At 67.6% G+C, this 22,750-nt stretch carries 19 protein-coding genes; 10 read left to right on the plus strand and 9 right to left on the minus strand.

All coding sequences use genetic code 11. The features are described from left to right. Positions 1–268 precede the first annotated feature (268 nt). Positions 269–1,966: a 2-isopropylmalate synthase gene (gene leuA, locus EYF70_RS17970; RefSeq protein WP_131146628.1), complete on the plus strand. Its 1,698-nt coding sequence runs from the start codon at positions 269–271 to the stop codon at positions 1,964–1,966. Between the two features lie 164 nt (positions 1,967–2,130). On the opposite strand, the gene egtB is transcribed toward leuA, so the two are convergent. Both egtB and egtD read right to left on the minus strand, forming a co-directional pair. Further along, the gene (gene egtB / locus EYF70_RS17975; protein WP_131146629.1) at positions 2,131–3,384 is read right to left on the minus strand and encodes an ergothioneine biosynthesis protein EgtB; all 1,254 of its coding nucleotides are present in this window, start codon (positions 3,382–3,384) and stop codon (positions 2,131–2,133) included. A gap of 2 nt (positions 3,385–3,386) precedes the next feature. Next, positions 3,387–4,388 (minus strand): L-histidine N(alpha)-methyltransferase, encoded by a 1,002-nt coding sequence (gene egtD, locus EYF70_RS17980; RefSeq protein ID WP_131146630.1) that lies wholly within the window; start codon positions 4,386–4,388, stop codon positions 3,387–3,389. Here egtD and EYF70_RS17985 point away from each other — a divergent pair. From EYF70_RS17985 to EYF70_RS18025, 9 genes are all read left to right on the plus strand, one after another. Further along, positions 4,387–4,584, plus strand: a complete 198-nt coding sequence (locus EYF70_RS17985) for a hypothetical protein (protein ID WP_131146631.1) — start codon at positions 4,387–4,389, stop codon at positions 4,582–4,584. The genes egtD and EYF70_RS17985 overlap by 2 nt on opposite strands. A gap of 18 nt (positions 4,585–4,602) precedes the next feature. Next, positions 4,603–5,463: a putative selenate ABC transporter substrate-binding protein gene (locus EYF70_RS17990; protein WP_131146632.1), complete on the plus strand. Its 861-nt coding sequence runs from the start codon at positions 4,603–4,605 to the stop codon at positions 5,461–5,463. 19 nt (positions 5,464–5,482) lie between these two features. After that, the gene (locus tag EYF70_RS17995) at positions 5,483–6,337 is read left to right on the plus strand and encodes a phosphonate ABC transporter ATP-binding protein (protein ID WP_131146633.1); all 855 of its coding nucleotides are present in this window, start codon (positions 5,483–5,485) and stop codon (positions 6,335–6,337) included. Between the two features lie 30 nt (positions 6,338–6,367). Then, complete coding sequence (locus EYF70_RS18000; protein ID WP_131146634.1) at positions 6,368–7,213, plus strand: PhnE/PtxC family ABC transporter permease; 846 nt, start codon at positions 6,368–6,370, stop codon at positions 7,211–7,213. A gap of 7 nt (positions 7,214–7,220) precedes the next feature. After that, a complete protein-coding gene (gene phnE, locus EYF70_RS18005; RefSeq protein ID WP_131146635.1) occupies positions 7,221–8,015 on the plus strand; it encodes a phosphonate ABC transporter, permease protein PhnE in 795 nt (264 codons plus the stop codon). 65 nt (positions 8,016–8,080) lie between these two features. Then, positions 8,081–8,755 (plus strand): ABC transporter ATP-binding protein, encoded by a 675-nt coding sequence (locus EYF70_RS18010; RefSeq protein WP_131146636.1) that lies wholly within the window; start codon positions 8,081–8,083, stop codon positions 8,753–8,755. Between the two features lie 292 nt (positions 8,756–9,047). Further along, entirely contained in the window at positions 9,048–9,335 is a 288-nt protein-coding gene (locus EYF70_RS18015) for a hypothetical protein (RefSeq protein ID WP_131146637.1), read from the plus strand. A 249-nt stretch (positions 9,336–9,584) separates the two neighbouring features. Further along, the gene (locus EYF70_RS18020; protein ID WP_131146638.1) at positions 9,585–10,814 is read left to right on the plus strand and encodes an efflux RND transporter periplasmic adaptor subunit; all 1,230 of its coding nucleotides are present in this window, start codon (positions 9,585–9,587) and stop codon (positions 10,812–10,814) included. 2 nt (positions 10,815–10,816) lie between these two features. After that, positions 10,817–14,005: an efflux RND transporter permease subunit gene (locus EYF70_RS18025; protein ID WP_131146639.1), complete on the plus strand. Its 3,189-nt coding sequence runs from the start codon at positions 10,817–10,819 to the stop codon at positions 14,003–14,005. Between the two features lie 313 nt (positions 14,006–14,318). Here the strand turns inward: EYF70_RS18025 and EYF70_RS18030 are convergent, their stop codons facing one another. The 7 genes from EYF70_RS18030 to EYF70_RS18060 all read right to left on the minus strand — a co-directional run bounded on the left by EYF70_RS18030 (position 14,319) and on the right by EYF70_RS18060 (position 22,700). After that, on the minus strand, positions 14,319–15,101 hold the full coding sequence (locus EYF70_RS18030) for a GNAT family N-acetyltransferase (RefSeq protein WP_131146640.1): 783 nt from the start codon (positions 15,099–15,101) through the stop codon (positions 14,319–14,321). A 166-nt stretch (positions 15,102–15,267) separates the two neighbouring features. Continuing rightward, positions 15,268–15,975 (minus strand): hypothetical protein, encoded by a 708-nt coding sequence (locus EYF70_RS18035; protein WP_229420441.1) that lies wholly within the window; start codon positions 15,973–15,975, stop codon positions 15,268–15,270. Between the two features lie 91 nt (positions 15,976–16,066). Next, positions 16,067–16,534, minus strand: a complete 468-nt coding sequence (locus EYF70_RS18040; RefSeq protein WP_131146641.1) for a response regulator — start codon at positions 16,532–16,534, stop codon at positions 16,067–16,069. Continuing rightward, positions 16,531–20,010: a response regulator gene (locus EYF70_RS18045; protein WP_131146642.1), complete on the minus strand. Its 3,480-nt coding sequence runs from the start codon at positions 20,008–20,010 to the stop codon at positions 16,531–16,533. Before EYF70_RS18045 ends, EYF70_RS18040 begins: the two co-directional genes overlap by 4 nt. Next, complete coding sequence (locus EYF70_RS18050) at positions 20,007–20,828, minus strand: transporter substrate-binding domain-containing protein (protein WP_131146643.1); 822 nt, start codon at positions 20,826–20,828, stop codon at positions 20,007–20,009. Before EYF70_RS18050 ends, EYF70_RS18045 begins: the two co-directional genes overlap by 4 nt. Positions 20,829–21,015: 187 nt before the next feature. After that, on the minus strand, positions 21,016–21,762 hold the full coding sequence (locus EYF70_RS18055) for a carbonic anhydrase (protein WP_131146644.1): 747 nt from the start codon (positions 21,760–21,762) through the stop codon (positions 21,016–21,018). Between the two features lie 314 nt (positions 21,763–22,076). Then, a complete protein-coding gene (locus EYF70_RS18060) occupies positions 22,077–22,700 on the minus strand; it encodes an exopolysaccharide biosynthesis protein (RefSeq protein WP_131146645.1) in 624 nt (207 codons plus the stop codon). Positions 22,701–22,750 lie beyond the last annotated feature (50 nt).

Raw genomic sequence — 22,750 nt, forward strand, 5'->3', positions numbered from 1 at the left:
GATGCACCGATGCCCGCCATCCATTGCCCTACCGCCGCATTCGTCGCACGCGCGCAGTCGCTGACGCCGCCGCTATCGGCCTCGCTATCGCTAGCGACCGGTTGCCTGGTCTAGCGCCCCGTGGCCCACCAGGCAGCCCTCCGCCACATGCTCGCGACCGACGTAACATGCGACCGCGGTAACAAGCGACTGATCTAACAAGCCACCGATCTAACGCTACCGACAGCGCCGGTCCGCCCGACAAAATTCGAGAACCCAGGAGTACACCATGATGTTGCAGAACCCTGCCGCGAAATACCGCGCCTTCCCGCCCGTCCAACTGGCCGACCGCACCTGGCCGAACAAGACCATCGCCACCCCGCCGATCTGGATGAGCACCGACCTGCGCGACGGGAACCAGGCGCTGATCGAGCCGATGAGCGTGGAAAAGAAGCTGCGCTTCTTCGACCTGCTGATCAAGACGGGCCTGAAGGAAATCGAAGTGGGCTTCCCTTCGGCATCGCAGACGGACTTCGACTTCGTGCGCAAGCTGATCGACGAGAACCGCATCCCGGACGACGTGACCATCATCGTGCTGACCCAGTCGCGCGACGAACTGATCCGCCGCACCGTGCAGGCCGCGGCCGGCGCGAAGAACGCCATCATCCACCTGTATAACTCGGTGGCGCCGGTGTTCCGCAAGGTCGTGTTCAACATGTCCCGCGAAGAGATCGTGAACATCGCCACCACCGGCACCACGCTGGTGAAGGAATTGCTGGCCAACCACCCGGAAACCAACTGGACGTTCGAATACACGCCGGAGTCGTTCTCGACGACCGAACTGGACTTCTCCAAGCAGATCGTCGACGCGGTGACCGCCATCTGGCAGCCGACGCCGGAAAAGAAGATGATCGTCAACCTGCCGACCACGGTCGAATGCAGCATGCCGAACGTGTATGCCGACCAGATCGAATGGATGTGCCGGAACATCGAACGCCGCGACGCCGTCATCATCAGCGTCCACCCGCACAATGACCGCGGCACCGCCGTCGCTTCCGCCGAACTGGCCGTGCTGGCCGGCGCCGAGCGCGTCGAAGGCTGCCTGTTCGGCAACGGCGAACGCACCGGCAACGTCGACCTGGTCACTCTGGCACTGAACCTGTACACCCAGGGCGTGCACCCGGGCCTGGACTTCTCGGACATCGATTCGGTGCGCAAGGTCGTCGAGGAATGCAACCAGCTGCCGGTCCACCCGCGCCACCCGTACGTGGGCGACCTGGTGTTTACCGCGTTCTCCGGTTCGCACCAGGACGCGATCAAGAAAGGTTTTGCAAAACAGCAGCCGGGCGCGGAATGGGAAATCCCCTACCTGCCGATCGACCCGCAAGACCTGGGCCGCAGCTACGACGCGGTGATCCGCGTGAACAGCCAGTCCGGCAAGGGCGGCATGAGCTACCTGCTGGAACAGGATTACGGCCTGGTGCTGCCGCGCCGCCTGCAGATCGAATTCTCGCGCGCCGTGCAGGCCGTGGCCGACCAGACCGGCCTGGAAATCACCTCCGACGGCATCCACGAGATCTTCGAACGCGAGTACCTGGCGCAAACCTCGCCGTATGCCTACGTGTCGCACAAGATGGTGGAAGACAGCAGCGCCGATGAATCGGTGCAGATCGACATCGGCCTGCTGCACCGCGGCAGCTCGCTGGCCCTGCAGGGTGGCGGCAACGGCCCGATCGACGCGTTCGTCGACGCGCTGGGCCTGGACATCAAGCTGATGGACTACCACGAGCACGCGATCGGCCACGGCGCCAACGCCAAGGCGGCCTGCTATGTCGAACTGCGCCTCGACAACGGCCCCACCCTGTTCGGTGCCGGCATCGACAGCAATATCGTCACGGCGTCGTTCAAGGCCGTGCTGTCGGCGGTGAACCGCCAGTTGCGGCAGAAGGAAGAAGTGCCGGCGGCGGCGAGCGACGCCGCGGCTTGATCAGCTGACCGGGCCGTTACCCCAACGGCGTAACCCTGGGGTCAGGAGGGAGTCCTGGCATGCATGCCAGGACCGTTACGCAGGCGCGATGCATGCTTCGCGAAACCCCTGCTTCACCCCGGCGGGTCTGACCCCTGCTTCTGGTTGTGGGGTACGCATACAAGTCACCTGGCCAGCCGGATCCCCGTAAACTGCCACCTCGCCCCCGCAGGGAAGAAATTCCGGTAGCTGGCCCGCGCATGCCCGGCCGGCGTGGCGCACGACGAGCCCCGCAGCACATACTGGTTCACCATGAACTTGCCGTTGTACTCGCCGATCGCGCCCTCGGCCGGCCTGAAGCCGGGGTATGGCGCGTAGCTGCTGCTGGTCCACTGCCAGCAATGGTCGAACATGTCGCGCAACGTTCCCGTGGCGGACGCGCCGCCCGGATGCGGCAGCGCGGGCGGCGCCCCCGGTGCCGCGCCGGACTGCCGCGCCGCATGTTCCCACTCGGCCTCGGTGGGCAGCCGCGCGCCGGCCCAGTGCGCATAGGCATCCGCCTCGAACAGCGAGATGTGCGCCAGCGGCCGATCCGGGTCCAGCGGCTGCAACCCCATCAGCGTGAATTCGCACCACCTGCCCTCGTCGTCCTGGTGCCAGTACAGCGGCTTGTCCAGGCCCTGGGCGCACACCCAGTCCCAGCCCTCGGCCAGCCACAGGCCCGCATCGCGGTAACCGCCGGCGTCGATGAAGGCCAGGTACTCGCCGTTCGTCACGAGCCGCGAGGCCAGCTCGAACGGCTCCACGAACTGGCGGTGGCGCGGCAGTTCGTTGTCGAAGCAGAAGCCGTCGCCATCGTAGCCGACCTCCGTCACGCCGCCGTCGAACGCCAGCCAGGCCGCCTTGCCCGCCGGCGCGGCGGCCGGCAAGGGCTGCGCCAGGTATTCCGGGTACAAACCGTTCTGCGCCAGCAGGTGCTTCACATCCGTCAGCATCAGTTCCTGGTGCTGCTGCTCGTGCTGCAGGCCCAGTACCAGCAGCCCGGCGAGCCGCGAACGGCCGGCGGCATCGAGGCCGCCGCCGATCAGCGCGGCGATGCGGGCGTCGACATCGGCCCGGTAGGCGCGCACCTGCGCCATCGGCGGGCGCGTCAGCAAGCCGCGCTGCGGGCGCGGATGCTTCTGGCCCACGCCGTTGTAGTAGGAATTGAACAGCACGCGGAACTCCGGGTGGAACGGCTGGAAACCCGGCTCCAGCGCTTCGAGGATGAAGGTCTCGAAGAACCAGGTGGTGTGCGCCAGGTGCCACTTGATCGGGCTGGCGTCCGGCATCGACTGGGCGCCGCAATCCTCGTCGGACAGCGGCGCCGCCAGCGCCAGCGAATGTTCGCGCACGGCGCGGTAGCGGGCCGTCCACACGGCCGGGTCGTTCAGCTGCATGGTCAGGCCTCCGCGGCGCGCGCGTGCATCACGGCGAACCAGCCGGCGTCGTCGGTCCATACCGCGTCGGCCGTGAAGCCGGCCTGCGCCAGCAACGCGGCGAAGCTGTCCGGCGTGTACTTGTAGCTGTCCTCGGTGTGGATGCGCTCGCCGCGTGCGAAACGGCGCTCGCCGCCGGGCCAGTGCACGGTGAGCGCGGTGCGCGCCTCCAGGTGCATTTCGATGCGGCTTTCCTCGGCGTTGAAGAAGGCCACGTGCCGCCACTGCCGCACGTCGAAATCGGCGCCGGTCAGGTGGTTCACGTGGCGCAGCATGTTCAGGTTGAAAGCGGCCGTCACGCCGATCGCGTCGTCGTAGGCGGCATCGAGCACGGCGGCATCCTTGGCCAGGTCCACGCCGATCAGCAGGCCGCCATCGCCGCAGGTATTCTCGCGCACGCGGCGCAGGAAAGCGATGGCTTCGTGCGGCGCGAAATTGCCGATCGACGAACCCGGATAGAAGAACACGCGGCGCTCGGCACGGACCGCCGCCGGCAGCGCGAACGGGCCCGACAGGTCGAGCGCCAGCGCCGTCATCGCGATCGACGGGAAGCGCTGCTGCAGGCGGCCGACCGCCTCGTTGAGGAAATCGCGCGAGATATCGATCGGCACGTATTGTTGCGGCTGCAGCAAGGGAAACAGGCTGGCCGCCTTGGCGCAATTGCCCGCGCCCAGGTCGATCAGCGTGCTGCCGGTGCCGATGCGGCGGGCGATGTCGGCGCCATGCGCGGCGAAAATCGCCGCTTCAGTTCGTGTGGGATAATACTCGGGTAACTCGCAAATGGCTTCGAACAGGCGCGATCCGAGGCTGTCGTACAGGTACTTCGGCGAAGTGCGCGCCTGCGGGGCAAGCAGCCCGGCCTGGATTTCGGCGATCGTGGCGCGGTCGCCATGCGGCCCGTCGAGGTCTCCGGAAGGGTCGATCGGCAACACGCGCAGCGCGGCGGCGGTTCTGGTCATTGGCATGGCGCTCTTCCTGTTCTTTTCGGTAGTGTTCTTGTCGGTCATGCTTTTCGGCTGTTCTTATCGGCTTGTTGCGATCGGCTTGTTGCGGCCGGTAGTTACAGACTGTCGAGGCGGCAAGGGCAGTTTTGCTATGATACTCAATTACAAAAAGCAGAGCGTCCCGGTCGGGCAGTCCCTGGCCAGCCGCATTGAATAACATAATTATTTCCTGATCATGAAACCAACCTTCAAACGTGCGCTCGGCGCACTGGCCCTCGGCACCCTGCTCTCCCTGTCGGCGCACGCCCAGCAGGTGCTGCGCGTCTCGGCCATTCCCGACGAAGCGCCGACCGAGCTGCAGCGCAAGTTCAAGCCGCTGGGCGAGTACCTGGCCAAGAAAACCGGCCTGAAGGTCGAGTTCACGCCGGTGACGGACTACGCCGCCTCCGTGGAAGGCCTGGTCAACAACAAGCTCGACATGGTCTGGTTCGGCGGCTTCACGTTCGTGCAGGCCAAGGACCGCAGCAAGGGCCAGGTGGTGCCCCTGGTGCAGCGCGTGGAAGATGAAAAATTCCGTTCGGTGTTCATCACCACCTCGCCCGCCATCACCAAACTGGCGGACCTGAAGGGCAAGACGCTGTCGTTCGGCTCCGAATCGTCGACCTCCGGCCACCTGATGCCCCGCTCCTTCCTGCTGGCCGCGCAGGTCGATCCGGACAGCGACCTGAAGCGCATTGCCTTCTCCGGCGCGCATGACGCCACCGTGGCCGCGGTCGCGGGCGGCAAGGTCGACGCGGGCGCGCTGAACATCTCGGTCTGGGAAAAGCTGGTGAGCGAGAAGAAGGTCGATCCCGCCAAGGTGCGCGTGTTCTACACCACGCCCGGCTACTACGACTACAACTGGACCGTGCGCGCCGACATGCCGGCCGACCTGAAGAAGAAGATCACGGATGCCTTCCTGGCGCTCGATCCCGCCACGCCGGAAGGCAAGGAAATCCTGGCACTGCAGCGCGCCACGAAATTCATTCCCACCAAGGCGGAAAACTACCTGGCCATCGAAGCAGCGGCAAAGAACGCCGGCCTGCTGAAGAAGTAAGCTGGTGGGAAGCAAGGCCATGGGAAGCAACGCGGCGGGGCCCGCCGTGTCCGCCGGCACGCCGGTGTATCGGCTCGACAGGCTGTCCGCCCGCCATGCGGGCGGCACGCGCGCCCATGCGCTGCAGGACATCACGCTGTCCGTGCAGCCCGGCGAGCAGCTGGCGCTGATCGGCCCTTCCGGCGCTGGCAAGACCACGCTGCTGGCCACGCTGTCGGTGGCTCACATGCCGGACAGCGGCAGCTTCGAGGCGTTCGGCGTCCAGCCATGGCTGCTGTCCGACCGCCAGCGGCACCAGCTGCGCGCCCGGCTGTTCCTGGCGCCGCAAACGCCGCCGCTGCCGCCGCGCCAGCGCGTGGTCACCGCCGTCCTCGCGGCGCGGCTGCCGCAGTGGAACCTGTGGCAGGCGCTGGTCTCGCTGGTCAGGCCGGCCGATCCCGAGGCGGCATGGCGCGCCCTGTCCCGCTTCAACCTGGGCGACAAGCTGTACGCGCGCGTCGACCGCCTGTCCGGCGGCGAGCGGCAGCGTTGCGGCCTGGCGCGGCTGCTGCTGTCGTCGGCGCAGGCCTTGCTGGTCGACGAACCCCTGTCGGCGCTCGACCCGGCCCTGTCGCAACTCACCCTGGCCACGCTGCAGCAGGAAGCGGCGGCGCGCAATGCCGCCCTCGTGTGCAGCCTGCACCAGGTGGACCTGGCGCTGGCGCATTTCCCCCGCATCGTGGCACTGAAGGAAGGCCGCATCGTGTTCGACCTGCCGCGCGACCAGGTCACCCAGGCCATGATCGACGAGCTTTACCTGAACGAACAACCGCCCGCCAACACGCCCCACCCGGACGACCTGCCGGCGAAACTCGCCGTGGGCGCCTGCCTGTAGCCCCGGCCTCCCGCCGCCGTACGCCATCCAATGCAGAGCATTCCCGCCGCTTCCTATGCCGAGCGCCACCCCGATCCCGCGTGGCGCGGCCGTGTCACGTACACCATCGTCGCGCTGCTGGTCCTGTGGCCGATGCTGGTGGCCAGCGAATTCAAGCCGGCCATCCTGTTCGAAGGCGACAGCCTGGCCGCCACGCTGCGCTTCCTCGCCGACTTCCTGCCGCCGGCGCACTCGCCCGAATTCCTGTGGCTGCTGCTGCGCGAAACCTGGCAGACGGTGGCCATCGCCACGGCCGGCCTCACGCTGGCCCTGCTGGGCGCCATTCCCGCCACGCTGCTGATCACCGAGCGGCTGTCGATTTCGCGCCTGGGCACCGGCCGCATGGCGCCGGCATCGCGCGCCGTGCGGCAAGCCGTGCGCTGGCTGCTGGTGCTGCTGCGCAGCGTGCCGGAACTGGTGTGGGCGCTGCTGTTCGTGCGCATCATCGGCCTCGGCCCCACCGCCGGCGTGCTGGCCATCGCCCTCACCTATTGCGGCATGCTGGGCAAGGTGTATGCCGAGATCCTCGAATCGTCCGAGCGCCATGCCAGCGACACGCTGCTGGCCAATGGCGGCTCGCGCATGGCGGCGCTGCTGTACGGCGCCTTGCCGGAATCGGCGTCCGAACTGGTGTCGTATACCGTGTACCGCTGGGAATGCGCGATCCGCGGCTCGGTCGTGATGGGCTTCGTCGGCGCCGGCGGCCTTGGCCAGCGCATGGACGAATCGATGAAGATGCTGGCTGGCGGCGAAGTATCGGCGATGCTGCTGGTATTTGTGCTGCTCGTCGCCTGCGCCGACCTGGTCTCGAAACAGCTGCGCAGCCGCCTCGGATGAACCGCACATGACGACTTCCCGCATGCCTTCCCGTCCGCCGCGCCGCTGGTCCGGCGCCGTCATGGCGCTGCTGCTGGCCGCGCTGGTGGTCGCCAGCTTCGCCAGCCTGCCGCTGCAGTTCGCCGCCTTCTTCACGGCCGAGGCGGTATCGAGCGTGGCCGAATTCATCGCCGGCTTCGCGCCGCCCGAAACGGGCAGCGGCTTCCTGGCGAAGACGGCGGTGGCCACCGCCGAAACGCTGGCGATGTCCGCGGTCGGCACGCTGCTGGCCGTGGTGGCCGGGGTGCTGCTGGCGATTCCCGCGGCCGGCCGCTTCGGCCGGCCGCTGCGGGGCGCGGTGCGCGCGGTGCTGAACGTGCTGCGCTCGATTCCCGAACTGGTGTGGGCCTCGGTACTGCTCATCGCCGCGGGCCTGGGACCGTTCCCCGGCGCCCTGGCGCTGGGCGCGCACACGGCCGGCGTGCTGGGCCGGCTGTTCGCCGACGCCCTGGAAAACGCCACCCCGCTGCCCGAGCAAAGCCTGCGGACCAACGGCGCCACGCCGATGGCGGCGTTCCTCTATGCCACGCTGCCGCAGACCCTGCCGCAAATGCTGTCCTACACGCTGTACCGCTGGGAAAACAATATCCGTGCCGCCGCCATCCTCGGTGTGGTCGGCGCGGGCGGCCTGGGCCAAATGCTGAAATACCACCTGTCGCTGTTCCAGATGCAGAAAGCCGCCACGGTGATCCTGGCGATGCTGCTGCTGGTGGCGCTGGTGGATGGCGCCAGCTTCTGGCTGCGCCGCATCCTGACCAGGTAATCGGCCGGGCAAGTGACCAACTGATTGGCCAAACAAGCTTTCAACCTCCTCGATGACGGGACAACATGCTGGAATTGCGCGAGCTGAGCAAATCGTACGGGGGCAACCGCCCGGTGCTGTCGAAGCTGTCCTACCGCTTCCAGGCCGGCGAGTTCGTCGCGATCATGGGCGATTCGGGGGTCGGCAAATCGACATTGCTGAACCTGATCGCCGGGCTCGACCATCCCGATCCCGGCGCGGCGGCGCCGATCCTCGTCGACGGCATCGCCATGGCCTCGCTCGACGACGACGCCGCCACGCGCCTGCGCCGGCAGCGCATGGGCTTCATCTTCCAGGCCTTCCACGTCCTGCCCCACCTGACCTTGCTGCAGAACGTGGCGCTGCCGCTGTTGCTCAACGGCATGCCGCAAGGGCGCGCCGCCGAGATGCTGGCCGCCGTCGGCCTGGCGGGCCGCGAGCATGGTTATCCGCATGAATTGTCCGGTGGCGAAATGCAGCGGGTGGCGATCGCCCGCGCGCTCGTGCACCGCCCGGCGCTGGTGCTGGCCGACGAGCCCACCGGCAACCTCGACCCCGACACCGCGCATGCGGTGCTGGCCGTGCTGCGCACCGAGATCCGCGCCAGCGGCGCCTGCACGATCATGGTCACCCACTCCGAAGCGGCCGCGGCCATGGCCGATCGCACGCTGATCCTGACGCGCGCCGGCCTGCACGACGCGGCGAGTCCGCCAGGCAACTGATCGCGGCGGCACCGAACGGCTTGCATGCCACGCTTCCGGCCTGGCATGGGCACGTTTCGCTTGCCTGAACCAAGCGCTTGACTTCCCGCTTGACTTTCAAGCGCACGCCATTACCTAGTGAACCGGTAGTGTCAAGCCGTTTGGTCATTAACACGTCATATTTTTTGTATAGGACGCGCGCTTTTTTTCGCAACCGTAGTATGATTTAGATAACTTGCTTGGTTATTAATATATTTAGACCTCCAACAAGCCGCCACGCCTTTTCACGCAATTCATACTGAGGGAGGAGCAAATGAGCGTAAGGCAAAAGAAAATGGAACTCATCGAAGCAATGAACCGGGCGCGGGCGCTGGAACCTTCCAGCTTCGTGCCGAACAAGTTGCTGGATACGCTGATCGAACGGATGAACCTCAAGAACGACGCCGAGTTGTGCCGGGTGCTCGAGGTGCAGCCGCCGATCATCAGCAAGATCCGGCATCGCAAGCTGGCCGTTGGTGCCACGATCCTGTTGCGCATGCACGAGAAATCCGAACTGAGCATCAGGGAACTCAAAGAACTCACCAATGCGTCCGTGCACTGACGGTGCAATGCCTGGCGCCGGCATCGCTTTCCCGGCGCCCTTCTTCTTCCTTCCGCAGTAACTCCCCGCCGTATCCCGTTCTCTGGCTCGACTCACTGGCTCGATTCTCCGGCTTGCTTCTCCGGCCCTGCTTCCCGTCCCCCTTCCTGAATACATTGCATGCCCGACTTCTCACCTTCGGGAGAAGCCGCCCTCTGCTGTCCGCCCTAGACTGGTGCATGGCATGCCTGCCACCTCTGGAGGAAAGCGATGACCGAGCCGTTACGCCTGCGTTTCCATCGTCCACAGTGCGCGGCCGCCGCGCTGGTTTTGACCCTGTCCATCCCCCTGCTGCTCATCGGTTGCGACCGGGCCGGCGGCCAGCCCGCCGCTGCCGCCGCCCCGCCGCCGTCGCCGGTTTCGGCCGCCGTCGTGGTGGAACGGGACATCGTCGAGACACAGGAATTTTCCGGCCGGCTCGAAGCGGTCGAACGGGTCGAGATCCGCCCGCGCGTGCCCGGCTACATCACCGCCGTGCAATTCACGCCCGGCACCATGGTGAAGAAAGGCCAGGCGCTGTTTACCATTGACGCGCGGCCCTACCAGGCCGAACTCGGGCGGGCCGAGGCCAACGCCAGCTCAGCCCGCGCCCGCGCCGAACTGGCCAAGGTGGAACTGGCGCGTGCCGAACGGCTGCTGGCCGACCGCGCCATCGCGGCCCGCGAATTCGACGAGCGCGCCGCCTCGCAAAAGGACCTGGAGGCGGCCGCCCGCTCGGCGCGGGCCGAGGTCGAGACGGCACGCCTGAACGTGGCCTACACGCGCGTGACGGCGCCGATCGACGGCCGGGTCAGCAAGGCCGAGATCACCGTCGGCAACCTGGTCGACCAGAGCGCCGTGCTCACCTCCGTCGTCTCCACCGACCGCATCTACGCCAGCTTCGACGGCGACGAGGATACCTACCTGCGCGTGCGTTCGCGGACCGGGCAGGGCCGGCAGGCGCCGGTGGCCGTGCGGATCGGCCTGGCCAATGAAACCGGCTTTCCGCACGAAGGGAAGCTGGAATTCGTCGACAACCGCCTCGATCCGGCCACCGGCAGCGTGCGCATGCGCGCCACCTTCGCCAACGAGGACGGCACGCTGGTGCCCGGGCTGTTCGCGCGCGTGCAGATCGCCGGCGGCAATCACGGCGAGGGCGGCGGCGCCGCGCGGGCGCTGCTGATCCACGACCGCGCCGTGAACACGGACCAGGACCGCAAATTCGTCTACGTCGTGAAGAACGGCAAGGCCGAGTACCGGCCGGTGGTCCTGGGCCCCGCGGCGGACGGTTTGCGCGTGGTGCGCAAGGGCCTGGCGCCCGGCGAGCAGATCGTGGTGGGCGGCCTGCAGCGCGTGCGGCCCGGCGCGCCGGTGCAGGCCAAGCTGGTACCGATGGATACCGATCCCGATGCGCCGGCGCGCGCGGGCAGCGACACGGCGGCACAGGCGAAAGCGAGCTGACCATGAACTTTCCCCGCTTCTTCGTCGACAAGCCGATCTTCGCGGCCGTGCTGTCGATCCTGATCTTCGTGGCCGGCCTCATGTCCATCGTCTCGCTGCCCATTTCCGAGTACCCGGAAGTGGTGCCGCCGTCCGTCGTGGTGCGCGCCCAGTATCCCGGCGCGAACCCGAAGGTGATCGCCGAAACGGTGGCCGCGCCGCTGGAAGAGCAGATCAACGGCGTCGAGCACATGCTGTACATGGATTCAAAGGGCACTTCCGATGGCGCGCTGGCGCTGACCGTCACATTCAAGGTGGGCACCAATGTCGAGCAGGCCGAAACCCAGGTGCAGAACCGCGTGCAGCGCGCCCTGCCCCGCCTGCCCGAGGAAGTGCGGCAGATCGGCGTGACGACGGCCAAGTCGTCGCCCAACCTGACGCTGGTGGCCCACCTGGTGTCGCCGAAGGGCCGCTATGACGACGTCTACCTGCGCAACTACGTGGTGCTGAACGTGAAGGACCAGCTGTCGCGCATTCCCGGCATGGGCGAAGTGATCCTGTTCGGCGCCGGCGACTACGCGATGCGCGTATGGATCGACCCGCAGAAGCTGGCCGCGCGGAGCATGACCGCGGCCGACGTGACGGACGCGATCCGCGAGCAGAACGTGCAGGTGGCGGCCGGCGTGGTGGGCGCCTCGCCCACCAAGGGTTCGCAGTTCCAGCTCACCGTCAACACCACCGGGCGCCTGAAGACGGTCGACGAATTCGGCGCCATCATCGTGCGCACCGGCGAGGACGGCGCCGTCACGCTGCTGCGCGACGTGGCCCGCATCGAACTGGGCTCGAACTCGTATTCGCTGCGCTCGCTGCTGAACAACAAGTCGGCGGCCGCGATCGGCATCTTCGAGGCGCCCGGCGCGAATGCGCTGCAGCTTTCCGAGGACGTGCGCGCCACGCTGAAACGGCTGGAGGCGGACTTCCCGGAGGACGTGGAATGGCAGGTCGTCTACGATCCCACGCAGTTCGTGCGCGAGTCGATCCGCGCCGTCATCCATACGCTGCTCGAAGCGGTGGCGCTGGTGGTGCTGGTGGTGATCGTGTTCCTGCAGACGTGGCGCGCTTCGATCATCCCGCTGCTGGCGGTGCCGGTGTCGATCGTGGGCACCTTCGCCGTGATGCTGATGTTCGGCTTTTCGATCAACACGCTGTCGCTGTTCGGCCTCGTGCTGGCCATCGGCATCGTGGTCGACGACGCCATCGTGGTGGTGGAGAACGTCGAGCGCAACATCGCCGCCGGGCTGACACCGCACGATGCGACGATCCAGGCGATGAAGGAAGTGTCGGGCCCGATCATCGCGATCGCGCTGGTGCTGTGCGCGGTGTTCGTGCCGATCGCCTTCGTGGCGGGGCTGACCGGCCAGTTCTACCGCCAGTTCGCGCTGACCATCGCGATCTCCACCGTGATCTCGGCACTGTGTTCGCTGACGCTGGCGCCGGCCTTGTCGGCGGCCCTGCTGCGCGCCCACGATGCGCCGAAGGATCGCCTGACGCGCGCCATGGACAAGGTACTGGGGCCGTTCTTCGGCTGGTTCAACCGCTTCTTCGGCCGCGCCTCCGCCTCCTACGGCCGCGGCGTGCAGGGCGTGATGGCGCGCAAGAGCCTGGGCATCGGCGTCTACCTGGTCCTGACCGTGGCCGCCGTGTTCGTGTTCCGCGCGGTGCCGGCCGGCTTCGTGCCGCAGCAGGACAAGCAGTACCTGGTCGGCTTCGCGCAATTGCCCGACGCGGCCACGCTGGACCGCACCGACGCGGTGATCCGCCGCATGTCGGCCATCGCCAAGGATGTGCCGGGCGTGATGGACTCGGTGGCCTTTCCCGGCCTGTCGATCAACGGCTTCATCAACGCGCCGAACACCGGCATCGTGTTCATCGGCCTGAAACCGTTCGACCAGAGGACGTCGGGCGACCTGTCGGGCGACGCCATCGCGGCCGAGGTCAACAAGCGGCTGGGGGCCATCGAGGATGCCTTCATCATGGTATTCCCGCCGCCGCCCGTGAACGGCCTGGGCTCGATCGGCGGCTTCAAGATGATGGTCGAGGACCGCGGCAATCTCGGCTACGACGCGCTGTACGGCGCGGTGCAGGCGCTGCAGGCCAAGGCGTGGCAGAATCCGCAGCTGGCCGGCGTGTTTTCCAGCTACCAGATCAACGTGCCGCAACTGTTCGCCGATGTCGACCGCACGCGCGCCAAGCAGCTCGGCGTGCCGCTGCAGTCCGTGTACCAGGCCTTGCAGATCAACCTCGGCTCGCTGTACGTGAACGACTTCAACCAGTTCGGCCGCACCTACCAGGTGGTGGTGCAGGCCGATGCGCCTTTCCGTTCGCAGCGCGAGCAGATCGCCCAGCTGAAGGTGCGCAGCGACAAGGGCGAGATGATTCCCCTGTCGTCGCTGATGCGCCTCAGCGACACGTACGGGCCGGACATGGTGAACCGCTACAACGCCTACCTGGCGGCCGACATCAGCGGCGGTCCGGCGCCGGGCGTATCGTCCGGCCAGGCCCAGGAAGCGATGACGGCCCTGGCGCGCGACACGCTGCCCAAGGGGATCACGTATGAATGGACCGAACTGACGTACCAGGAAATCCTGTCCGGGAACACGATGGTGTTCGTCTTCCCGCTGTGCGTGCTGCTGGTCTTCCTCGTGCTGGCCGCGCAGTATGAAAGCTGGACCCTGCCGCTGGCCGTGATCCTGATCGTGCCCATGTCGATCCTGTGCGCGCTGGTCGGCGTGAAGCTCACCGGCGGCGACAACAATGTGTTCACGCAGATCGCCCTGTTCGTGCTGGTCGGGCTGGCGTCGAAGAACGCGATCCTGATCGTGGAATTCGCCCGCGAACTGGAAGACCATGGCCGCAGCGTGGTGCAGGCCGCGCTGGAAGCCTGCCGGCTGCGGCTGCGGCCGATCCTGATGACGTCGATCGCCTTCATCATGGGCGTGCTGCCGCTGGTGTTTTCCAGCGGCGCCGGCGCCGAGATGCGGCACGCCATGGGCGTCGCCGTGTTCGCCGGCATGCTGGGGGTGACCTTCTTCGGCCTGTTCCTCACGCCGCTGTTCTACGTGCTGCTGCGCACCTTTGCCCTGCGCATCTCCGGCAGCGCGCCGCACAAGCGGCATCATGCGGATACGGGGCTGGGCGGGGTCGTGAAGTAACGCTGGAGGTCGCGGGGGCGGAACACCGCATATTGAAAGCGCATGCATTCACCCCAACGGCGAAGGGCCGGGGTCAGGAAGAAGCCCTGGCATGCATGCCAGGGCCGTTTCGCAGGCGCGAAGCATGCTTCGCGAAACCCCTGCTTCACCCCGCCGGGGCGTAGTCGGGGTTTCAAGGAGCATCGCTCCTTGCCGACGTAGCGGTACTGGCCTGCGAGCCAGTATTCCCCCCTGACCCCGGCACTTGCACTTGGGGTGGCTTATACAAGCTGCATCAAAACACCGCCAACCTCAACATCAAGCCTCGCCAGCATCACGCCGCGATCGCCATCTCCACCGTCCCATCCACGCCGTAGTGCTTCGCATACCGAGAGTCCAGGTTCGCCAGCGGCATCAGCAGGAACAGGTCGGCGCTGTCGAAGTCGGGGTCCCAGGCCGGATCGCCGCACACCCAGGCGCCCGAACGCATGTAGCCTTTCAGCAGCGGCGGCAGGATCGCGCTGGCGGCGGGTTCGATCCGGCTGTGCGGGAATGGCAGGTGCGGCGTGACGCGGTATTCGGCGGGACCCATGCGCGTTTCGCGCAATTCGCGGAACACGGCGACGGCGTTATGGCCGCCGTCGGCCAGGCTGATGCTGGCGCAGCCGGCCAGGTAGTCGCAGCCATGCCGGTGCATGTACTCGGCCAGCGCCGCCCACAGCAGCATGATGACGCTGCCGCCGCGATAGCTGGGGTGGATGCAGGCGCGTCCGGCTTCGATGATGCGGCTGCGCAGCGGGTTCAGGCGGCCCATGTCGAACTCGCCCTCGGAATAAAGCCGGCCCAGCCGGCGCGCGCCGGCCGGCGCCAGCACGCGATAGGTGCCCACCACTTCCTGCGTGATGGCGTCGCGCACCAGCAGGTGGTCGCAGTGTTCGTCGAACTCGTCGCAATCGAGGCCGTCCGGCCGCGCCAGCGCCGCCAGGTCCATGCCTTCGATGAAGACGCGGTAGCGCAGGCGCTGCGCTTCGCGCAATTCCTCGGGGCTGGCGGCGATGCTCGTGATGAGGCGGGGGCGCGGGGCGCGCGTGCCGGTGGCGATGGTCGTCTGCTGCATGCTTCGTCCTCTCGGTGAAGTGGAGACGAAGCACAGCGTAGCGATGGATTACTTCAACAACATGACAGCGGCGTGTCGGTTCGGTGACCGTGGCGCCGGCGCATCAGCTTCCAGGCTGGAAGCCGGTGCGCGGCGCACGGCCGGCGCGGCCGGGTTTCCCCGGTCCTCAGTCCTTCTTCGGGCGGCCCGTCTTCAGTTGCGGCAGCGAGGCGAGCACGCTCTGCAGCGTGGCCATGTCGATCTGGCTGATCAGCGCCACGCCGATGCGCAGCAGTTCGCTTTTCTTGATCTCGAAGCCGGCTTTCAGGCACGCCTTCTTCACGTCGCCGAGCACCGCGTATTCCGCTTCCGGCATCGTGAAGCTGTCGCGCACCAGGCGTTCCTTGCGCGGCGCCACGGCCTTCTCGGCCGGCTTTGCCACGGCCTTCGCTGCCTTGGCCGGCTTGGCGGCCGCCTTGGTGGCCTTGGCCGGTTTCGCTTCGGCCGCCGCCGGTGCCGCCTTCGCAGCCTTCACCGGTGCCTGGGCTGGCGCAGCCTTGGCCTTGGCCGGCTTGGCGGCGGGCTTGGCGGGCACTTCCGCTTCCGCCTTGGCTACCGGCTTGGCGGCCGGCTTGGCATCCGGCGTGGCGGCCGGCTTGGCGGCTTTCGGCTTGGCAGTCACCGCCGCGTCCGCCTTTGGTGCGGCTTTCGGCGCTTTCGCCCTGGCTGGCGCGGCAGGCTGCGACTCGATGACGGCTGCTTCCTTCACGGCGCCTTCCTTGCCGGCGCTCTTGCGCGCCGCCGGCCGGGTGGCCGGCTTGTCGGCGGCCGCGGGCGCGGCGGGCTTGGTGGCGGTATCGGCGGAAGTCTTGATCACGTCGGTTTTGGCATTCATGGATGCTCCTGGAAAAGTTGAACTATATAAATAATATATACTATTTTCAGGGAAAGAGCACCTGCCCCTTCATTTCTTATGGAATCTCAAGTTACCCGCTTGCATTTCCGTCGGCACTCCCGGGGCGCCGGGCCAGCAGGGCCTCGAGTTCCGCGTTGCGGCTGGCCAGTTCGCGGCGCGCCGCGCGCAGCGCCAGGTGGGTGGCGACGCGCGCGAACAGGATAGGCGGGCTGACCGGCCGGGTGATGTAGTCGACCGCCCCCGCCGCCAGGCCGCGCGCCTCGTCTTCCGGCTGGCTCTTCGCCGTCAGCAGGATCACCGGCACATCGGCGCTGCGCGGGTCCCGCACGATGCGCCGGCACGCTTCATGGCCATCCATGTCCGGCATCATCACATCCAGCAGCACCAGGTCGACCCCGCCGGCCGCCAGGATCTGCAGGGCCGTGGCGCCGTTGGTGGCCACCTTGGTCCGGTACCGGTCCTTCAGCAGCGCCGTCAGCAGCATGATGTTGTCCGGCGTATCGTCGACGATGAGGATAGTGGGACGGTCGGCATTCATGGTGTCTCCCCGGCAGCGGCATCGAGCACCTCGCGCGCCGCGTCGAATTCGTAACCGGCGATGTGCGCGGCGACGCGCTCCAGCGCCGCGGGCGGCAGCACCGCGGCCAGCGCGGTGCGCGCGCCGGCAAAGTACTCGTTGCTGTCGCCGCTGTAGGCGCCCAGCAGTTCGCGCAGATGGGCCAGGGCCGCGCCGCCGGCGCCGGCCGGGGATGCCGTCGCTTCCCCATCTTCCGCGTTGTTCGTGTCTTTCGTTGCCGCCCCATCCTCGAGGCCGGCCCGGTCTTGCGCTCCGCTCGCCTCGCCGGCATCGGGCGCGGCGGCGAAATGGGCATCGAGTCCGTCGACGGCGGTGCGCAGCGCCGTGGTCAGTTCCTCGACCAGCGGGGCGGCCGGCGCCTCGTCCCGGTCGAGCAATTCCTCGATGGCGCGCGCCGCCGCCTCCACGGCATTTGCACCCACGTTGCCGGCCACGCCGCGCAGCGTGTGGGCACGCTGGCGGGCGCTGTCGCGCTCGCAGCGCAGCAGGCTGGTCGCCACGTCGCCGGCGGCCTCGCGCTGCGAATGGCGGAAGCGGTCCAACAATTGCAGGTACAGCGCCTCGTTGCCGGCCACGTGGCGCAGGCCGCGCGCCGTATCGATCCCCGGCAGCAGCGGCAGGCCGTCCTGCCCCGGCGCGCGCGGCGGCCGCGGCGCCACCGGCGGCATGGCCCGGCCCAGCCAGCGCGCCAGCGTGGCATACAGCAGGTCCGGATCGATCGGCTTGGTCACGTAATCCTGCATGCCCTCGGCCAGGCAGCGCTCGCGCACGTCGGCCAGCGCATGGGCCGTCATCGCGATCACGGGCAAGCCGTCGAAGCGGCGGTCGCGGCGCAGCTCCAGCGTGGTCTGGTGGCCATCGAGCAGCGGCATCTCCAGGTCCATCAGCATCAGGTCGTAGTGGCCGGGGCCCACCTGCGCCAGCCGGTCCAGCGCCTCGCGGCCGTTGCCGGCAAATTCCACCGCGATGCCCTGGATCGCCATCAGCTCGGCGGCGATCTGCTGGTTGACGGGATTGTCCTCCACCAGCAGCACGCGGCCCGTCATGCCGGGCCGGCCGGCATCGATCGGCAGGCCGCGCCGGCGCGGCGGCGCGAACAGCGACACCAGCGTATCGACCAGCACCGATTGCCCGATCGGCTTGAACAGGTAGCCGATGAAGCCCGCGTCTTCCGCCTCGCGCTGCACTTCCTCGCGGCCGAACGCCGTCAGCAGCACCATGCCCGGCCGTTGTTCCAGTGGCGCGGCGGCCACCCGGCGCGCCAGCTCGATGCCATCCATGCCGGGCATCTGCCAGTCGGTCAGCACCAGCGCGTAAGGATCGGCGGCGGCGTCGGCCTCCAGCACGCCGGCCAGCGCCTCGGCGCCGGAAGTCGCCGTCTGCACGCGCAGCGGCAGCGCGCGCGCCGCCTCGCCCAGCACCTCGAGCGCCACCGGGCTGTCGTCCACCAGCAGCACGCGCGCATTGTTCAGCGCGGCCGGCACCACGGGCGCGCGCTCCGGCTGGCCGGACAGGCCGAATTCCAGCTCGAACGAGAATACCGAGCCGCGCCCCTGCTCGCTGGCCACGCGGATCGTGCCGCCCATCAGGCGCACCAGCTGCTGGGAGATCGACAGTCCCAGCCCGGTGCCGCCGAACTGGCGCGAGGTGGAACCGTCGGCCTGGTTGAAGGCGCGGAACAGTTTTCCCATCTGCTCTTCCGGCATGCCGATGCCCGTGTCGCGCACGGAGAAACGCAGCGCCACCCGGTTATGATCCGGCCCCGGCGCGGGCGCCGGGAGCTGCGTGCAGGACAGTTCCAGCTCGCCCTGCGGCGTGAACTTGACGGCGTTGTTGACGAGGTTGATCAGCACCTGCCCCAGCCGCAGCGGGTCGCCCACCAGGTGGCGCGGGATCGCCGGCGGCACGTTGAACAGGTATTCCAGCTGCTTTTCCGCCGCCCGCTGGCTGGTCACGCTGGCCACGTTGGCCAGCACTTCATCCAGGAAGAACGGGATCTGCTCCACTTCCAGGCGGCCCGCCTCGATCTTGGAAAAGTCCAGGATATCGTTGATGATGCCCAGCAGCGCCAGCGCGGCGCGGTGGATCTTGCTCACGTAATCGTGCTGCTTGGTGTTCAGGTCGGTGCGCAGGGCCAGGTAGGCCATGCCGATGATGGCGCTCATCGGCGTGCGGATCTCGTGGCTCATGTTGGCCAGGAATTCCGACTTGGCGATGTTGGCCGCTTCCGCCCGCACGTTGGCGGCCACCAGCTTCTGTTCGCGTTCCCTGCGCTCGGAAATGTCGCGCAGGAAGCCGCAGAACTCGAACTGGTCGGCATCGAGGTCGATCCGCGTGATCGACAGCTCGATGGGAAACTCGCTGCCGTCGGCGCGCAGCGCCTCGACTTCGATGCGCCGGTCCAGCACCACGCCGGGACTTTCGCCGTCCAGGTAGCGCGCCATGCCCTTGCGGTGTTCGCCCCGGTAGCGCGGCGGGATGATCAGCGTGTCGAGCTGCTGGCCCAGCGCTTCGTCGCGCGCGTAGCCGAAGATGACTTCGGCCTGGCGGTTCCAGCCCACCACGCGGCCGTTGCGGTCCATGTTGACGACGGCATCGAGCGCCGTGTCGACGATCGCGCGCAATTTCCGTTCACTGTCGCGGGCGGCGGCGATGGTGCGCTTCAGTTCCTGGGTGCGCGTGTCGATCTTCTGTTCCAGGTCGCCATTGAGCTCGCGCAGTTCGCTCTCGGCGTAGCGCAGCCGGGTCAGCGTGTCGCGGAAGCTGCGCACGGCGATCGACAGGCGGCCCACCTGGTCGGCGCGGCCGATGCCGGAGAGCTGGATGTCGGTCTTGCCCTGGGCGAGCTTTTCCAGCGACTTCTGGATATCGCCGAACGGCCGCACGGTCTTGCGCGCCACCACGAACACGGAGCCCACGATCGTCAGCGCCAGCAGCAGGTTGACCATCAGCGCGTTCAGCAGTTGCCGCTGCAGGGCCTGGTCGGTTTCGCGCCGCGAATACGTCAGGTCGATCGCCCCCACCATGTAGTTGCGGGCGCCGTCCTGGAAGCTGATGTCGCGGTGCACGGTGATCGCGCTGGCGGCATCGAACTTGCCGGTGCCGAAGCTGGCCAGCTCCGCGCCGTTCGGCGCCAGCACGCGCAGCGTCAGCACTTCCGGGGTGGCGCGCATGGCATCGACCACGCTGGTGATGGCCGCGCCGTTGATATCGAACAGCGGCCGCGCCAGCGCCTGCGACAGCACCGTCACTAGCCGCTCGGAGCGCTCCTGCAATTGCAGCTCGGCCTCGGCATGCAGCGTGCGCACGGCATAGGTGGTGTAGGCGGCCGTGGACAGCGCCACCGCCAGGAAGATCGACACGGCCAGGCGCAGCACGATGTCGCGCCGCCAGGTGTCGCGCAGCTTGCGCAAGGCGCTCGACGCGGGTCGTATCAAGGCTGCTTGTCCTTGCCGGCCGCCGGCACTGCGGATTTCTCGAGCTTGCGGTATTGCTCGCCGTTGCGCACGGCTTCCACGGCGTCCCAGATGCGCCGCGCCAGCTGCGGCTGGCGTTCGACCAGCCGGTGCGACAGCAGCAGGAAATACGGTTTCTCGACCAGTGGCAGCGGCAGCGCCTCGATCTGCGGGCCATACGGCCCGGTCAGCAGCGTGCGCGCATCGCTGCCGCCCACGGCCGCAGCGGCCAGCCGCCCGGCCAGCAGCTTGCGCACCAGCTCATCGGAACGCTGGCTGCCTTCGTCGACGGTGACGTTCAGGCTGCGCAGCAGGTCGGTGACGGAATAGCCCAGCTGGGCGCCGATGGCGCCATCCACGTTGTGCAGCGCCTTGCCATCCCATTCCACGCTGCTGCCCTTGCGGCGGATCAGGATGTAGCGGTCGATGTGCATGCGCTTGGCCACGTCCGGCGTGGCACCGCCGGGATATTCGCCGACCTCGCGGCGGTCGGTCTTGAAGCTGACGGCGAATGCGCCATCGACCGCGTTGGCCTTCAGCTGGGCCAGGCAGCGCTTCCACGGCATGCTCTGGAAATCGAAGCGGATCCCTTCTCGCTGGCCCACCAGCTTGAGCAGCTCGAAGTTCAGGCCGCGGCCATCCTCGGTGCGCCACGGCTGCACGTTGGCCCGTTCGTAGCACAGCGTGATGGCCGGCGGCGCGCCGGCCTGCAGGGCATACGCGGACACGGCGGCCAGCCCGGCGCCGATGCCCAGCACATTCACCAACAGCTTCCTGCGCCACGCGCTCCCGACCGCCATCCCCGCCTCCATGCTCACAAGCCTATAGTGTAAGCAAAACTACAAGGCAGGGGTACATTCTCTTTGACAATATTTCCGGTCGGACGCCGGCGCTTGCCGCCAGTGCCGGTCAGGCGCCCCCGGTCTGCGGCTTCGGGTGCCGTCGGCTTGCGGCATCGGGCACCCTGGCCATCCGGTGTCGCCGTGCTCAGCCGGTCAGTTCGACCGTGCGGCCGTTCAGTGGCTGCACGGGGCGCGCGTTCATCCGGTACAGCTTGCGGAATGCGGCCAGCTGCGCCTTCGACACTTCCACCGGCTGCTTCAGCACCTGCCAGTGCACCCCTTCGCTGCATGGCGGCGTCGTCAGCGATCCCATGTAGGCATAGTAGGCATGCTGCGCCGGCAACAGCGCGGCCGCGTCGAACGCGCCGTCGATGGGGTGCCTGTCCCCCGCATGCGCGGGCAGCTCGGCGAACACCGGCTTGAGCGCGGCATTTTCCCTGCCCTGCCTGAACAGCACGGCCACCACCGCCAGTTCGCCGGCAGCATTCCGGTGCACCATATGGGCCACCAGCGGATAGCGCTTGCCGTGGATCTTTTCCTCGCTCGGGGTATGGAAGTGGACCTGCACCAGCTGGTAGTCGCCGCTGGCCAGGTGCACCGCGCCGCCCTGCGCCAGGTTGACCTGCACGGTGTGGCCGGTGTTGACGATATCGGCCGCGCTGGCGGCGTAGTCGAAACCGATCGGTGCCGGCGCACCGGCCTTTTCATGGCGGATGTCGATCGGCGACTGGGCCTTGCCCAGCTTGCAGGCGGAGAAATCCTGCTCCAGTTCGCCCCAATGGGCGGTACCGGCCTTGCCCGTGTATTCCCAGTGCGCCGCGGCCTTGTCCGCCGCGTGCGCGCCGCCCATGGCAGCCAGTGCGGCCGCCAGCATTACCAGTGTCTTTTTCATGATGATCCCGTTCGTTGAAGGTGCATGGTGCAGCGAACGCGCGGACCCGGTGGCCACGCAGTTCGCGCAGCGGCAACGTTAGCGAAGAGACCGCTAATATTTAGTTAAGGCAAGATGAGGAAATCCTTAAGGCGCCCTGCCCGCCCTGGCGGGAGGTGGCTTCCGTTGCAGCCGCCCGGGCAGTATCCCCGGCCGGCGCGCGGCGCACCCCTCCCGGGAGGCATGGCCGCGGCGGGCGCAAAGGCCAGGCGTCTCCGTGGCGGGCAGGCACCCGCGACGGAGACGGTCGATCAGGCTTTCAGGCGCTCAGGCGCTCAGGCGCTCAGGCGATCGAACGCTTCGCGCGCCGCCAGGCCGCCGCCGGTGATGAGCACGCCGAAATAGGCGATCGTGGCCAGGTTGGCCAGGTAGCCCAGCAGCACGCACACGCCGTCGCGCTGCAGCAGGCCGATGGCGAAGAACAGCAGCGCGACGGCCGGCAAGGTATTGCTGAACGGGATCATCCCGAACGGCATCATCAACAGCACGGCGCCCAGGATCATCGAGGCGTTGTTCATGCGGTCCGCGGTGCCCTCGGCCACCAGCCAGCCGATCCGGTTCGGGCGGCTGACCCGTTCGATCTTCTGCAGCCACGGCAGCGCCTTGCGCAGTACCGGGCGCAGTTTCTTGGTGCCGATGACCTTGTCCTTCATGCGCGCGGGCAGCCACAGGTCGCGGCCGAACAGGCGCGACAGGCCGATCAGCAGGATCGCGCCGCCGAATACCGTGCTGACCCCGGGAATCGAGACGGGAATCAGGAACACCAGCGTGAGCAGGGCGGTCAGCAGCAGCAGGCCGTCGTTGCCGACTCGGTGGACCAGTTCGCTCAGCGTGATGCCGGTACGCGGCAGCGAGCGGACCAGCGTGCGGATTCGTTGTGAAATGCTTTCACCGTGCATAGGATTCTTTCGTGCTTGTTTGCTGTTATGCGCTGATATGCGCCGATGTA

The sequence above is a fragment of the Pseudoduganella albidiflava genome, from assembly GCF_004322755.1.
GTDB lineage: Bacteria > Pseudomonadota > Gammaproteobacteria > Burkholderiales > Burkholderiaceae_D > Rugamonas > Rugamonas albidiflava.

Coding starts and splice junctions, on each gene's coding strand:
- EYF70_RS17985 (WP_131146631.1), top strand. CDS start 4,387: ATGGCGCTCTTCCTGTTCTTTTCGGTAGTGTTCTTGTCGGTCATGCTT.
- EYF70_RS18020 (WP_131146638.1), top strand. CDS start 9,585: ATGACCGAGCCGTTACGCCTGCGTTTCCATCGTCCACAGTGCGCGGCC.
- EYF70_RS18010 (WP_131146636.1), top strand. CDS start 8,081: ATGCTGGAATTGCGCGAGCTGAGCAAATCGTACGGGGGCAACCGCCCG.
- EYF70_RS18000 (WP_131146634.1), top strand. CDS start 6,368: ATGCAGAGCATTCCCGCCGCTTCCTATGCCGAGCGCCACCCCGATCCC.
- EYF70_RS18060 (WP_131146645.1), bottom strand. CDS start 22,700: ATGCACGGTGAAAGCATTTCACAACGAATCCGCACGCTGGTCCGCTCG.
- EYF70_RS18015 (WP_131146637.1), top strand. CDS start 9,048: ATGAGCGTAAGGCAAAAGAAAATGGAACTCATCGAAGCAATGAACCGG.
- EYF70_RS18030 (WP_131146640.1), bottom strand. CDS start 15,101: ATGCAGCAGACGACCATCGCCACCGGCACGCGCGCCCCGCGCCCCCGC.
- EYF70_RS18035 (WP_229420441.1), bottom strand. CDS start 15,975: ATGAATGCCAAAACCGACGTGATCAAGACTTCCGCCGATACCGCCACC.
- leuA (WP_131146628.1), top strand. CDS start 269: ATGATGTTGCAGAACCCTGCCGCGAAATACCGCGCCTTCCCGCCCGTC.
- EYF70_RS17990 (WP_131146632.1), top strand. CDS start 4,603: ATGAAACCAACCTTCAAACGTGCGCTCGGCGCACTGGCCCTCGGCACC.
- EYF70_RS18025 (WP_131146639.1), top strand. CDS start 10,817: ATGAACTTTCCCCGCTTCTTCGTCGACAAGCCGATCTTCGCGGCCGTG.
- egtD (WP_131146630.1), bottom strand. CDS start 4,388: ATGCCAATGACCAGAACCGCCGCCGCGCTGCGCGTGTTGCCGATCGAC.
- EYF70_RS17995 (WP_131146633.1), top strand. CDS start 5,483: ATGGGAAGCAACGCGGCGGGGCCCGCCGTGTCCGCCGGCACGCCGGTG.
- EYF70_RS18040 (WP_131146641.1), bottom strand. CDS start 16,534: ATGAATGCCGACCGTCCCACTATCCTCATCGTCGACGATACGCCGGAC.
- EYF70_RS18050 (WP_131146643.1), bottom strand. CDS start 20,828: ATGGCGGTCGGGAGCGCGTGGCGCAGGAAGCTGTTGGTGAATGTGCTG.
- phnE (WP_131146635.1), top strand. CDS start 7,221: ATGACGACTTCCCGCATGCCTTCCCGTCCGCCGCGCCGCTGGTCCGGC.
- egtB (WP_131146629.1), bottom strand. CDS start 3,384: ATGCAGCTGAACGACCCGGCCGTGTGGACGGCCCGCTACCGCGCCGTG.
- EYF70_RS18055 (WP_131146644.1), bottom strand. CDS start 21,762: ATGAAAAAGACACTGGTAATGCTGGCGGCCGCACTGGCTGCCATGGGC.